The organism is Mucilaginibacter sp. (assembly GCF_028287845.1).
In the GTDB taxonomy this organism is placed as follows: domain Bacteria; phylum Bacteroidota; class Bacteroidia; order Sphingobacteriales; family Sphingobacteriaceae; genus Mucilaginibacter.
Genome location: NZ_JAQBOW010000024.1, coordinates 1 through 12789 on the forward strand (window position 1 = coordinate 1; position 12789 = coordinate 12789).

14 protein-coding genes are annotated in these 12789 nt (G+C 41.0%); 10 read left to right on the forward strand and 4 right to left on the reverse strand.

The features are described 5' to 3' along the window. The coding region (locus JWP71_RS02050; RefSeq protein ID WP_299496554.1) for a DUF2157 domain-containing protein at nucleotides 1–936 on the forward strand (936 nt) is incomplete at its 5' end. Here the strand turns inward: JWP71_RS02050 and JWP71_RS02055 are convergent. After that, nucleotides 933–1586, reverse strand: coding sequence for a LysE family transporter (locus tag JWP71_RS02055; protein ID WP_299496556.1), 654 nt, complete (start codon nucleotides 1584–1586; stop codon nucleotides 933–935). The genes JWP71_RS02050 and JWP71_RS02055 overlap by 4 nt on opposite strands. A 103-nt stretch (nucleotides 1587–1689) precedes the next feature. On the opposite strand from JWP71_RS02055, the gene JWP71_RS02060 reads away from it, so the two are divergent. Further along, a complete protein-coding gene (locus JWP71_RS02060) occupies nucleotides 1690–2226 on the forward strand; it encodes a hypothetical protein (RefSeq protein WP_299496558.1) in 537 nt (178 codons plus the stop codon). Between the two features lie 151 nt (nucleotides 2227–2377). On the opposite strand, the gene JWP71_RS02065 is transcribed toward JWP71_RS02060, so the two are convergent. Beyond that, complete coding sequence (locus JWP71_RS02065; RefSeq protein WP_299496560.1) at nucleotides 2378–4423, reverse strand: TonB-dependent receptor; 2046 nt, start codon at nucleotides 4421–4423, stop codon at nucleotides 2378–2380. A gap of 125 nt (nucleotides 4424–4548) precedes the next feature. On the opposite strand from JWP71_RS02065, the gene JWP71_RS02070 reads away from it, so the two are divergent. Together JWP71_RS02070 and JWP71_RS02075 are read left to right on the forward strand one after the other, a co-directional pair. Beyond that, the gene (locus JWP71_RS02070) at nucleotides 4549–4746 is read left to right on the forward strand and encodes a hypothetical protein (RefSeq protein WP_299496562.1); all 198 of its coding nucleotides are present in this window, start codon (nucleotides 4549–4551) and stop codon (nucleotides 4744–4746) included. Then, nucleotides 4725–5414 carry a VIT1/CCC1 transporter family protein gene (locus JWP71_RS02075; protein WP_299496563.1) on the forward strand — a complete coding sequence of 230 codons (690 nt, stop codon included), beginning with the start codon at nucleotides 4725–4727 and terminating at the stop codon, nucleotides 5412–5414. The genes JWP71_RS02070 and JWP71_RS02075 overlap by 22 nt, the downstream gene beginning before the upstream one ends. A gap of 109 nt (nucleotides 5415–5523) precedes the next feature. Here the strand turns inward: JWP71_RS02075 and JWP71_RS02080 are convergent, their stop codons facing one another. Next, on the reverse strand, nucleotides 5524–6045 hold the full coding sequence (locus JWP71_RS02080) for an NAD(P)H-dependent oxidoreductase (RefSeq protein ID WP_299496565.1): 522 nt from the start codon (nucleotides 6043–6045) through the stop codon (nucleotides 5524–5526). Between the two features lie 269 nt (nucleotides 6046–6314). Here JWP71_RS02080 and JWP71_RS02085 point away from each other — a divergent pair, with 269 nt between their 5' ends. From JWP71_RS02085 to lepB (JWP71_RS02110), 6 genes are read left to right on the forward strand one after another with little or no spacing between them, the layout of a single operon-like run. Next, nucleotides 6315–7118, forward strand: a complete 804-nt coding sequence (locus JWP71_RS02085) for an AAA family ATPase (RefSeq protein ID WP_299496567.1) — start codon at nucleotides 6315–6317, stop codon at nucleotides 7116–7118. A 1-nt stretch (nucleotide 7119) separates the two neighbouring features. Further along, complete coding sequence (locus tag JWP71_RS02090) at nucleotides 7120–8034, forward strand: ParB/RepB/Spo0J family partition protein (RefSeq protein WP_299496570.1); 915 nt, start codon at nucleotides 7120–7122, stop codon at nucleotides 8032–8034. A gap of 1 nt (nucleotide 8035) precedes the next feature. Further along, nucleotides 8036–8713 (forward strand): DUF5683 domain-containing protein, encoded by a 678-nt coding sequence (locus tag JWP71_RS02095; RefSeq protein ID WP_299496572.1) that lies wholly within the window; start codon nucleotides 8036–8038, stop codon nucleotides 8711–8713. Nucleotides 8714–8758: 45 nt separating this feature from the next. After that, nucleotides 8759–9505: a 4-hydroxy-tetrahydrodipicolinate reductase gene (dapB, locus tag JWP71_RS02100; protein WP_299496574.1), complete on the forward strand. Its 747-nt coding sequence runs from the start codon at nucleotides 8759–8761 to the stop codon at nucleotides 9503–9505. 33 nt (nucleotides 9506–9538) lie between these two features. Beyond that, the gene (lepB, locus tag JWP71_RS02105; RefSeq protein WP_299496576.1) at nucleotides 9539–10654 is read left to right on the forward strand and encodes a signal peptidase I; all 1116 of its coding nucleotides are present in this window, start codon (nucleotides 9539–9541) and stop codon (nucleotides 10652–10654) included. Between the two features lie 55 nt (nucleotides 10655–10709). Then, nucleotides 10710–11816 carry a signal peptidase I gene (lepB, locus tag JWP71_RS02110; RefSeq protein WP_299496578.1) on the forward strand — a complete coding sequence of 369 codons (1107 nt, stop codon included), beginning with the start codon at nucleotides 10710–10712 and terminating at the stop codon, nucleotides 11814–11816. A 215-nt stretch (nucleotides 11817–12031) separates the two neighbouring features. Here the strand turns inward: lepB (JWP71_RS02110) and JWP71_RS02115 are convergent. Further along, nucleotides 12032–12789 (reverse strand): Ldh family oxidoreductase (locus JWP71_RS02115; RefSeq protein ID WP_299496580.1); only part of this gene is annotated, 758 nt, incomplete at its 5' end.

A 12789-nucleotide genomic window follows, 5' to 3' on the forward strand; every position in this document is an offset into this window, starting at 1 on the left:
GAGGTTAAGGGTTTCGACTGGATGCGGCTGGCTAAGTATTCGTTTTGGATAGCTTTGATATGCGGCGGCGCTTCGTTCGCTTTCCTGATAGTTAACGATGTGGTGGTTAACTGGCTCAAGCATTTATATTATACACCCGATATTATCATCAGCATTGGCTCGGCTATATTGGCTGCATTCCTGTTTTATTTAGGGCGACGAAGGGAAAGGCTTTATCCGGAAAAGATATTCAGTAACGAGGCCATAATTTTTACCGGCATATTGTTTACCGCCTGCTGCATTGCCTACCTGGGTAAAACGCTGGACAGAGGCTCCGGGCATTATTCTTTATTATTTCTGTTATCTGTTTTTGTTTATGGCTTTTTAGGCTGGCGGATGAATTCAAGGTTAATATGGTTGTTCGCGTTGGTGTCGCTGGGCAGTTGGTTCGGTACAGAAACCGGCTTCCAAACCCATTGGAGCGATTACTTTTTAGGCATGAATTACCCGTTACGTTTTGTGCTGTTTGGTTTAGTGCTGGTTAGTGCCTGCCACGTTTTAAGATCGCGCAAATGGTTTGCTTATTTCTGGGAGCATACTTATGTGGTAGGCCTGTTGTACCTATTTATATCGCTATGGTTGCTAAGCATTTTTGGCAACTATGGCAATTTGGACAAATGGTACCATATACGGCAAATCAGTTTATTTTACTGGGGGATAATTTCCATGTGTGTTGCAGGGGCCTTTTTGCTGTACGGATTAAAAAACAAAGATGATATATCGCGCGAGTTTGGTATAACCTTTCTTATCATTTTCATCTACACCAAATACTTCGAATACTTTTGGGACCATACTAACAAAACTCTGTTCTTCGCTATACTGGCCGCCTCTTTTTGGCTGATAGGGCGTAAAGCAGAAAGGATATGGAATTTGAAAAGCAGAAGTTCGCAGAGCTAACTATCGCGGTGTGCAATGATCTTATTCTCTTTCGGCTCAATAGCCAAATAAATCCTTTTCACCACATGATATCCGGCTAAAGCAAAAAATAAAATAGCAATAGCCGTATTAATAACCTTTGTACTTAACGCAAATTTGCTTTGTATATACTGTGCGAACCGGGCATACAAAAACAAGCACAAAAACGCGCCTGCGGCAGAGCCTATGCTAAATATAACTAAAGCCAGCATGCCGTCCAATATCCACTCATGGGTAATGAGATAAGTTCCGGTGATAATCCAAAAGGGTATCTGCATGGGGTTTACAAAACCTAACAATATACCGTACTTGATGCTTTCATGCTCGCTGTATTTGGTTTCGGGTGGTTTTTTGCGGCTTAACCAGGTAATTATCCCCAATGTTAAAAACAACGCGGCCATTACCCAATCAATAACTACATCCAGCCTAACCTGTGCCGATAGCCATTTGGCCGCCTGCATTATAAAAAAGGTAAAGAAAAACTCAACGCATGAGAAAGCAACGATAAACTGTATGGCCTGACTAAAGCCACGATTTATGGTGATACGTATCAGGGTAAGATTGATATTTCCGGGCGGTATATAACCAATAAAGTTAGCTATTAGCCCGAGGAAAAATGTTAGGAAGATCATCGATGTAAAGATATGTTTTGGATGTGCAGATTTGCAAATTCGCAGATGTGTAAATGATTTTATTAATTTATTACGTGATTGCCATTTGTCACCACGTTTCTAAATGACATTTTGTAATTATTCTTCATCAAAAAAATCCGCACATTTGCACATCCGCATATCTGCACATCAAATGGAGCTAACAGAAGAATTACAGGAACGTATTGACCTAATTAAACACAAGCTTAAATTTATTGAGCAAAAATCAACTGTCGCTTGTATAAAAGAGCTTGATCCATTAATGTTTTGGCAGGATGATGAACTTTTAGACATTGCAGGTGGCGCAGCCATACCGGTACTATCTCCTGCAGATTGGAATACCATTACTCAAACTGATGTCGATATTATGATTGTGATGCTTAAAGGATATACCATTGAGCAAAGTATGAAGCATATTGACCACCTATTACAACTATCCGGCTTTGCTAACCTCAAGGCTGTTAAAAATAACCGGGTTTACATTGCTGACGGGAGTAAATATTTTTTCGATAATCCATCAGAAAATAAGGTTGAATCTATTGAGCTATTGGCAGAGATCATTAACCCCAGGCAATTTATTTTTGGGTACGAGGGCGAAGGTTGGATAAAGTTTAGTATGTAAACAGTAAGGGAGGGCGTGCCTCAGGACGTCTTGAATTTATTTTTTTTCGACCACGCAATAAAATCAAAGTTTCTTCGTTACCTAATCAGTAATATCAACCTAAGCAATAAGAGCCTTCTTATTTAAAAAGAGTGCTCTTATTGCTAACCCATTAAAACTTCACGTTAAAGCCGGCATAATAATTACGCAATGGCGATGGGTTATAAAAACGGTTCCCCACTGCATCCAGATCATCACCCAAACTGTATTTTTCATTAAACAGGTTATCAACCCCCGCGTATATTTCAAGGCGCGATTTATCATTTAGCTTATGTTGCCAGCCCATTTTTGCCTGTACCAAATTATAATGCGGAGCAAAGAAAGTATTGGCCTCATTAAGCGGGATACGTGCGGTATAGTTGTGCTCCACAAATAGATATAAAGATTGGGGGAATTTTATCTGCACACTTGCCACAGTAACATCGCGCGGCACACCAGTTAACTCATTACCCTGGTAGCTGGTGGTAGCATCATGATAATTGCCAAAAGTAAATTTGCTTATCGTAAGCGATTCGTTAATCTGTAATCCTCTTATAAAGCTATTATCGTTTTGTTTAATAAGCCAGTCTGAAAAATAGAGCTCCATTCCGGGTTGTTTAATATCGCCCGAGTTGGTGTAATATTCTGTCTCGTCCGGATTAAGGCGGCGCACAATGGCATTGTTAAGATGATAATAAAAAGCAGATACATCCAGCAACATACTCTCATCATTATTACGCAGGCGGAAACCGGTTTCGTAGTTCCAGCCGTATTGCGCAGTTAATGAAGTATTGATGATGTTATTTGACGGGCGTATCTCTGCAGATGTTGGTGTTGAATATCCCCGGCTTACGGATGCCCTCCATATAAAATTACTTACTACCTGGTAAGACAGCGCCACACGCGGCATAATTTGTGGCGAAAAGGTGTGATTTGTAAAAGCGGTTTGCATAAGCGGATACACATTTTTAAAATCGTATCCATAAAAATTCAAGCTGGCGGCAGCTTCTATTTGCAGGCGTTTAATTAAGTTAGCCTGGTAGCGGGCAAATATAAAATGCTGATTAGTGTTAACCCTATCTAAGCTTTGGGCGGTATCCCTAACACCCGCGCGGTTACCATAATCATTATTGTCGGCATTAGTTTGCTCCCACTCTAAACCTATGTTGGCTTTCCAGCTATAAGTTTTTTGCGGTGTGCCGGTAAATTCAAAATAGGTGCGCATACCGTAAGTAAGCTCGTAACGTTGCTCGTAATTTGTAATGAACGGATTAGTAAAGTTTACATAAGTACCATACACCGCAAATATATTGCGGATATGATCTGTAATATGCCATTCATTAACCGCACCACCATAAGTCATTTTATTGGTAATGCCCGCATTTTGCTTTATAGCTCCGGGCACAGCAGGTGTTGACGGCCTGGCCGCCGTAGGATCAGCAGCGGCCTGCGCCTGGGTTAAACCGCCCGGCGTTTCGTAGCTCAGATCTGAATAAAAGCCCAATATTTTTAATGAGTTGTTACCGCCGTAAGTTATCTTATCACTTGCCTGGAAATACTGGCGATGCATGTCGCTATGAACCCTGTAGCCGTGATAAGTCTCGTAAGACTGGTTAAAATTGAACTGGTTGTTTTTATTTACATTTTGCAATCCAACGTTTTCATGCACCAACCCGTACGAGCCGCCGCTTAGGCCAAATGTTACAAAATTAGTACTGTCATAACGGTTAACCGGGCTTAATAAAACCACACCGCCAGAGTTAGCACCAAATAAACTACCATCAGGGCCTTTTAATACTTCTATGCCTTGTACACTATTAAAATCAATGGCGTTTAAATAGGTGTTGCCGCCGGCATCTGTAAGCGGTAATTCGTCATAATATATCTTAACATCGCGTATACCAAATGGCGAGCGCAGTAAACTGCCCCTGATAGATAAGCGGTAACTACCCGGCGAGCGTTCTTCCATGCGTATACCCGGGATAGTATTCATTACTGATACCAATGAATTATCAGGCTGTAATTTTAATTGTGCAGGTGATATAACGCTTACAGAAGCCGGCACATTTAGCATAGGCTGATCTGAAAGATAGCCCCTAACGGTTACTGTATTTAAATTTTTTGCGGTATCGGTTTTCGTTGTTTGCGCGCCGGCAATTGAACCAACAACAAAGATCAAAACAAGGGTATAGTAAATTTTTAGCACTACATTTAATTTAGGGGTGTAGGCAAAAATAGGCCCTTTAGTTAATAAAAAGTTAATCTGATTGTAAGATATTAGATACGTTATAATAATTTACTAAAATGAAAGCATATCGCGTTACCCGCCCAATGTTATTGCCCGAACTGGCCTACATTATGCCCCATACTTTACAAGGCATTGCCGGGTATTTTTGTTTTGAAAAAACTCACTTATTCAGACCAATAATAAATTGCATTTTTTGCGTGGATAATATCTTTAATGCCACTACATTTAAACCATGCATCATGAATATCATTTAAAAAGCTCTGACACCATTCGCGATATTGTTATTGGCATGTCTGATGGTTTAACCGTACCCTTTGCATTAGCTGCGGGCTTAAGTGGGGCAGTAACCAATTCCGGAATTATTATAACAGCGGGTATAGCCGAAATTGTTGCCGGATCAATAGCTATGGGCCTGGGCGGCTTTTTAGCCGGCCGTACCGAAGCTGATCATTATGCTGCCGAATTAAAACGCGAATACGATGAAGTTGAGCGCGTACCCGAAGAGGAAAAAGCAGAAGTGAAAGAGGTATTTGCAGGTTTTGGATTATCTGACGCACTGCAAACCCAGGTAGCCGATGAAATGGCGAAGGATAAAGATAAATGGGTTGATTTTATGATGCGTTATGAACTGGGATTGGAAGAGCCACAAGCTAACCGGGCAACACAAAGCGCGGTAACTATTGGGCTGTCTTATATATTGGGTGGCATTATTCCATTATCACCTTATTTTTTTGAAGCTAATTCGCAAATAGCCCTGGTATACTCTTGTGCTATAACCATGGTGTGCCTTTTTATTTTCGGCTACTTTAAAAGTAAGGTAACCGGACAACCGCGTATATCAGGCGCTTTTAAAGTATTAATAATTGGCGCATTAGCCGCGGCTGCAGCTTTTGGAATGGCGAAGTTGATAACTGGTAAATAGAGGTTAGTTAATCAGAGGTTAGAGATTAGGTTCTGGCAAAGATTAGTTAATTAAAGATTAGAGATTAGGCCGATCAGATTAATGTATCTTCAATTAACTAATCTCTAATCTAAAACTTAATAAACTTCTCTATCTGCTCATTAGTAAACTTTACGGTATCCTCTTTAAACAGGTCGCTATATTCGTTAAACTCTGTTTTAATATTGGCAATATGCAGTTTTAATGGCATTGTGTTTAAATGCAAGTAATGGCATACGCCTGTAAAATGGTCAATGCCACGTATATTACCGTATTTGCCCGATGAGATCCCTACAAGCGCGGCCTTTTTATCATAAAAGCTTTCAGGAAAAGAACAGGCATCAATAAAGACCTTTAGCGCCCCCGGAAAACTGCCATTATATTCAGGAATGATGAAGATAAACTTATCGGTCGCGGTAACTATATCTTGTATTTTCTGAAATTCGGCGCTCCTTTTTCCGTATAAATCAGTCTCCAATAAATTAGCCGGCAATTGTACTAAAGATAGTATTCCGGCTTCTTCCCCCGTTTCAAGCAATCTTTTTTGGTAATATCGTGCTACTTTAAGGGTTGAACTGCCGGGCCGGTTGGTTGCGGATATAATAGTTATCATTTTTTAATGAGTGAATTAACGAATGAGTGATTGTTAACAGGTGCAAATTATTGAATTAAAATAAGTAAGAAAATTATTCATTCACTAATTCGCTCAGTCCATCAATCCCTCATTCCACCAAATATGTTTGTAAATTGCCAAAAACTGTGGATTTCTCAGTTATTTAAATATATATCTTAGCGCTTGGTAAAAAGTTTCCCCGAAGGTAGAAATTTTATATTTTTATTTTCGTTGTTTAGTACACTGTTATAAAAAATTCAAGATAGAGAATGAGTAAGATAATTGCTTTAGCCAATCAAAAAGGCGGCGTAGGTAAAACTACCTCTTCCATTAACCTGGCTGCAAGTTTAGCCGTATTAGAGTACAGAACATTGTTAGTTGATGCTGATCCGCAGGCCAATGCCACATCCGGTATCGGGTTTGATCCGCGCAATATAAAAAACAGTATTTATGAGTGTATCATTAACCAGGTTGATCCGCATGATGCTATTATAAAAACCGAAACTCCCAATCTTGATTTGCTGCCCGCGCATATTGATTTAGTTGGCGCAGAAATTGAAATGATAAACCTGGAAAGCCGCGAGTATAAAATGCAGGAGGTTTTTAATAAAATTCGTGAGGAGTATGATTTTATTATTATTGATTGCTCTCCATCACTAGGCTTAATTACTATTAACGCTTTAACCGCTGCCGACTCTGTTATAATACCTGTACAATGCGAATATTTTGCATTAGAAGGATTAGGTAAGCTATTAAATACGGTTAAGATAGTTCAAAACCGTTTAAACCCTGATCTGGAAATTGAGGGTATTTTGCTAACTATGTATGATGTTAGGTTGCGCCTGTCAAACCAGGTAGTCGAAGAAGTTAGGACCCATTTTGAAGACATGGTATTTGATACCATTATACAGCGTAATACACGCTTAAGCGAAGCGCCAAGTTTTGGCATGTCTGTTATTATGCATGATGCTACCTGTAAAGGCGCTATCAATTACCTTAATCTTGCCCGCGAAATTATCCGCAAAAACGGTTTGGTTAAAGACGAACTAAAGGCTAAAACAGAAACCGTATAACATGAGTGCAGAAAAAAGAAATGCTTTAGGAAAGGGGTTAAGCGCGCTGTTAAATGATTCTGATGATGTACTCCCCTACAAAAAATCAAACAATAATAACGTTGGCTCAAATTCAGAGGTTAATAGCCTGGGGTCTGTAAATGATATTAAGTTATCAGAAATTGAAGTTAACCCGTTCCAGCCCCGTACTGATTTTGACGAACAGGCACTGTCTGACCTGGCCGACTCAATAAAATTGCAAGGGCTTATACAGCCAATAACCGTACGCCGCGTTAACGCGCATAAATTCCAGCTAATATCAGGCGAGCGCCGTTTACGGGCATCAAAAATAGCTGGTTTAACGCATATCCCCGCGTATGTGCGTACCGCTAACGACCAGCAAATGCTGGAAATGGCGCTAATAGAAAACATCCAGCGCGAAAACCTTAATGCTATCGAAGTTGCCCTGAGTTTTCAGCGCATGCTGGATGAATGTAACTTAAAACAAGAAGAACTGGGCGAGCGTGTAAGTAAAAACCGCTCGACTGTAACCAACTATTTGAGGTTATTAAAACTGCCCCCTTCTATACAAGCTTCTATCCGCGATGGCGCCATTAGCATGGGTCATGCGCGCGCTTTAATTACTGTTGAGGATCCGGCAAAACAAATATATATTCACAAACATATCATTCAGCAAGGTTTATCCGTTCGTAAAGTGGAAGAGATGGTTCGCGAGTTGCAAAGCTCACGGGTAAATAAGGAAGGCAAACAGCCCGAGCCGGTATCATTTCAAATACAAAAGATACAAGACGATCTCGCCTCTAAATTTAGCAGTCGGGTTAAGCTAAAAATGAACAACAAAGGCAATGGCATTATTGAAATTCCTTTTTTATCCGAAGATGATCTGGGCCGCATTCTTGAAATGTTGGATTGGTAAAATGCAAAAGTATTTATTAATTATTGGGTTAATTACCGGGTTTGCTTTTGCCGCATTAGCACAAGAGCCTGCAATACCTGTTAAAAAAATTAAAGCTGATAGCATACAGGCTAAAAAAGATTCATTAAAATCAAAACCCTTTATCCCTAAAATAACATCCGACAAAGTTTATCATCCCGATACTAACCATAGCCCCCATAAAGCGGTAATACATTCGTTAATGATACCCGGATGGGGTCAATTATACAATCACCAATGGTGGAAGGTCCCTGTAATTTATGCCGGCCTGGGGCTTATTGCATGGGCCTACGTATTTAATGAAAAATACTACAAGGAAACGCTTGCCATAGCCAAATACCGGCAACAAGGAACACAACCGGGCAAGAACGATCCGTATTATGACGTATACCCTCAGTATACTAATGCTTCTGTAACGGCTATCGATGATGCGGTAAGGGGGTACGCGCGTTACCGGGATATAAGTGTATTTGGCTTTGTTGCCGGATGGGGAATACAAGCTGTTGATGCTTATATTGATGCTAAATTTATGCACTCCTACTCTATGGATAAGGATTTTGCCTTTAAGATAACGCCAATTAACTTGAATTCGCCTATGTATGCTCAAAATTTTAATGGTTCATTTATTCCGGGTTTAAAACTTACCTTTACGCTCAGATAAACGGGAGCATTAGCTCCTCCGCCTAAATAAAAGTACAATAACAAAATGAAGATTGCATTATTAGGTTATGGCAAAATGGGTAAAATCATTGAAAAGATAGCCACTGACCGTAAACATGAAATAGTATTAAAAATTGACCACGATAATCAGCACGACCTCACCGCTGAAAATCTTCAAAAAGCCGATGTGGCGATTGAATTTAGCACCCCTGCAACTGTATTAGGTAATATTGAGCATTGCTTTAACGCGGGTGTACCTATTGTTGTAGGCACTACCGGTTGGTATGACCAAATGCAGCAAATAAAACAACGGTGCCAGGAGGGTAATAACACATTTATATATGCCACAAATTTTAGCGTGGGCGTTAATATATTTTTTCATATTAACCGTGTGCTGGCAAAATTAATGAACAAGCATCCTTATTACGAAGTACAGGTTGAAGAGATACACCACATACAAAAGCTGGATGCACCAAGTGGTACTGCTATTACTATTGCCGAAGGTATAATAGAAAACCTGGATGCAAAAAAGCAATGGGTGAACATTTTGACCGATACGAATAACCCTGCTGATGACAATGCTAAGGTTGATGATGTGCTTATTGAATCATACCGCATAGATAGCGTACCGGGTACCCATACCGTTATTTATGATTCGGAAGTTGATACCATAGAACTTAAGCATACCGCACACAATCGTAACGGATTTGCACTTGGAGCCGTGCTGGCTGCCGAGTGGGTAGCCGATAAAAAAGGCTTTTTTTCTGTAAAAGATATGTTTGATTTAGCCTAACTATATATTACTTTACCACAATATTAGAAGATAATGAACTGGAAATTCTGGAATAAAAACAAAACAAAAACACCCGCAAAAAAGAAAACCAAAACACGCGAATGGGTTGATGCTATTTTATTTGCTGTTATAGCCGCTACGCTTATCAGAACCTTTTTTATTGAAGCCTATACTATACCTACCCCATCAATGGAAAGATCACTGCTTGTTGGTGATTTTTTGTTTGTAAGCAAGCTAAATTATGGCCCGCGTACACCTATGACGCCAATTGCATTTCCGTTTGCGCACCATACCATGCCGCTTATTAATACCAAAGCTTATTGGGATGGCCTTGAATTGAACTACCACCGTTTACCCGGTTTTAGCGATGTAAAAAAAGGCGATGTAGTAGTATTTAACTATCCTATGGAGGCCGACTCGCCTTATTATCGCCCGGTTGATAAACGCGAAAATTATATTAAACGCTGCCAGGGCGCACCCGGCGATACACTAAGCCTGGTTAACGCGCAGGTATTTGTAAATGGTAAAGCCGCGCCAAACCCACCGGGTGAGCAAACAGATTATAGCATTTCTACAACAGGCATGGATCTTAACCCGCAAATATTGCAGGATCTTCATGTTTCTAATTATGAAGGCGCTACCTCGCCCACCATGACGACCGAAGCGGCCGATGCACTAAGAAAATATTCGAATGTTAAATCTGTTACCGCCAATATCCAACCAAAAGGCGGGGGCGATTTTGGTGTGTTTCCGTACGATTCGCGTTATACAAAAGATCATAAATTTAAATGGAACGTGGATAATTACGGACCACTTATTATACCTAAAAAAGGCTGGACCGTAAAACTGGATAGCCTTACCCTTCCTATTTATCGTCGTGCTATAACGGTGTATGAACATAATACGCTGCAACAAGTGGGCAATGATATCTTAATAAATGGTAAAAAGACTGATAGCTATACCTTTAAAATGAATTACTACTGGATGATGGGCGATAACCGTCATGATTCGTTAGACTCACGTTACTGGGGTTTTGTACCCGAGGATCATATTGTTGGTAAGGCACTATTTATATGGATGAGCTGGGATGATGAAGCACCTTTCTTTAGTAAAATAAGATGGAGCAGGTTATTTAGAGGGATACATTAATGATGTGCAAAATGCAGGTGATTAAAAATTACGCTAAAAGCTGCATATTGCTTTCATGAACCTGCCATTCCGGAAAAAACGCAGCATAAAAAAAAGGCAAAGGAGTTCTACCCGCGAATGGGTTGACGCTTTTGCCTTTGCTATTTTAGCAGCAGTGCTTATCCGTATGTTTTTTATTGAGGCTTACGTGATCCCAAGCGGATCAATGGAGAATACCCTTTTAATAGGCGATTACCTTTTCGTGAGCAAGATAAGCTATGGCCCGCGCACGCCTATAACACCGGTTGCGTTTCCGTTTGCACACCATACCATGCCCGTTATAAATACCAAAGCTTATTGGGATGGGATACAATTGCCTTATTACCGGCTGCCCGGCTTTAGCAACATAAAAAAAGGCGACATTGTAGTTTTTAATTATCCTATGGATGCCGATTCGCCTTACTATAGACCGGTTGACAAACGGGAGAACTATATTAAACGCTGCCAGGCTACACCGGGCGACACCTTAAAAATCATTGATGCACAGGTTTATATTAACGGCAAAGCTGCACCAAATCCCATAAACAGCAAACCCGGTTATATGGTGCAAACTAACGGCACCTCAATTAGCGAACAGGTTATGAAAGATCTGAGCATTGAATTACGGTATAAATATACAGACCAAGACTACGAGCTGTTTATGACCAGGCAATCTGCAGCTGCGCTAAAGGAGTTTAAAAACATCAGGTCGGTAAAAGAAAGTAACCAGTTAAGGGGTGTTTACGAACGGGATGTTTTCCCTAAAGATCCTTCTTTTAGATGGAACACTGATAACTTGGGCCCGATAATTATGCCTAAAAAAGGCTGGACCGTACAGCTAACCGATCTTACTTTCCCTATATACCGGCGTGCTATTACCGTTTATGAAAACAATAAGGTTGAGGTGATAGGTAAAGACATTCTCATCAATGGCAAAAAAACAGAAACCTATACCTTTAAATTAAACTATTACTGGATGATGGGCGATAACCGCCATAACTCTGAAGATTCGCGCTACTGGGGGTTTGTACCCGAAGATCATATTGTAGGGAAGGCCGTATTTATCTGGATGAGCATAGACACCGAAGCTGATTTTTGGCATAAGATAAGATGGAACAGGCTGTTTCACTCCCCGGCCCCCTAACCCCCCAGCCCCCTGAAGGGGGAGTGTCATTAAGTAAGAGAACCCCATCGGGGTTCAAGGTCGGTAGAAAAATAAATACCAAAGAAATGCCCGTGCCGTCAGGTACGAAACCTCGCCGATGTTGTGTACCTGACGGCACGCCAAATAATTATATGATATTTTCTACCGACATTTTGCATCTACGGTGCATTTTATTAAAGTTCACCCTTTAGGGGTTAGATGGGGTTGACCTTCAATTTCTCTGCCAGCTCATTCAAATCTTTTACAACCGCATCAACCAGTGGGATACCATTTTTGCGCCTGTCAATCTCGGCCTCACGCTCTGGTTCGCCGGGAATAATCACTTTTTGATCGGGATCAATTGCTGATGCCGATTTAAAGCGCGCTACCCAATTATCCAAATGGTCTTTAAACTCGTTAACCGGGCGGAAGCCATCAACGCGCATAGCGCCTAAAAAGTGCCCTATGCCTGTGCCTACCGGGTCGGTAGGTGGCTCAAGGAAAGACACAAATGGAGGTACCCAAGGGCCATAATTAGCGCCGGACAATACCCCAGACAAAATATCAACCGTAGCGCTTAAACCAAATCCTTTATGGCTGCCGTGCTCGCGGTCGCTACCCAACGGCAATAGTGAACCGCCGCTTTTTAAAGCATGCGGGTCGGTTGTGTAATTCCCTTCTTTGTCTTGTATCCAACCTTCGGGCACTTGTTTGCCCGAACGCTGGGCTATCTCTAATTTTCCATTGGCCGCTGCCGATGTAGCCATATCAATTATCACCGGCGGGTATTTCCCTGCCGGAAAAGCATAGCACATCGGGTTAGTACCCAACATCCGCTCGTTAGAAAATGTGGGCGCTACCAACGGACTTGCATTGGTCATAGCAAAGCCTATCATATCTTTCTCCACCGCCATTAATGCATGATAACCGGCAATACCAAAATGGTTTGAGTTGCGGATAGACACCCAGCCCG

Bases quoted from the DNA above. Each gene is read 5' to 3' on its own strand.
- JWP71_RS02055 (WP_299496556.1), bottom strand. From the start codon at position 1,586: ATGATCTTCCTAACATTTTTCCTCGGGCTAATAGCTAACTTTATTGGT.
- JWP71_RS02060 (WP_299496558.1), top strand. From the start codon at position 1,690: ATGACATTTTGTAATTATTCTTCATCAAAAAAATCCGCACATTTGCAC.
- JWP71_RS02070 (WP_299496562.1), top strand. From the start codon at position 4,549: ATGAAAGCATATCGCGTTACCCGCCCAATGTTATTGCCCGAACTGGCC.
- JWP71_RS02075 (WP_299496563.1), top strand. From the start codon at position 4,725: ATGCATCATGAATATCATTTAAAAAGCTCTGACACCATTCGCGATATT.
- JWP71_RS02080 (WP_299496565.1), bottom strand. From the start codon at position 6,045: ATGATAACTATTATATCCGCAACCAACCGGCCCGGCAGTTCAACCCTT.
- JWP71_RS02085 (WP_299496567.1), top strand. From the start codon at position 6,315: ATGAGTAAGATAATTGCTTTAGCCAATCAAAAAGGCGGCGTAGGTAAA.
- JWP71_RS02090 (WP_299496570.1), top strand. From the start codon at position 7,120: ATGAGTGCAGAAAAAAGAAATGCTTTAGGAAAGGGGTTAAGCGCGCTG.
- JWP71_RS02095 (WP_299496572.1), top strand. From the start codon at position 8,036: ATGCAAAAGTATTTATTAATTATTGGGTTAATTACCGGGTTTGCTTTT.
- dapB (WP_299496574.1), top strand. From the start codon at position 8,759: ATGAAGATTGCATTATTAGGTTATGGCAAAATGGGTAAAATCATTGAA.
- lepB (WP_299496576.1), top strand. From the start codon at position 9,539: ATGAACTGGAAATTCTGGAATAAAAACAAAACAAAAACACCCGCAAAA.
- lepB (WP_299496578.1), top strand. From the start codon at position 10,710: ATGAACCTGCCATTCCGGAAAAAACGCAGCATAAAAAAAAGGCAAAGG.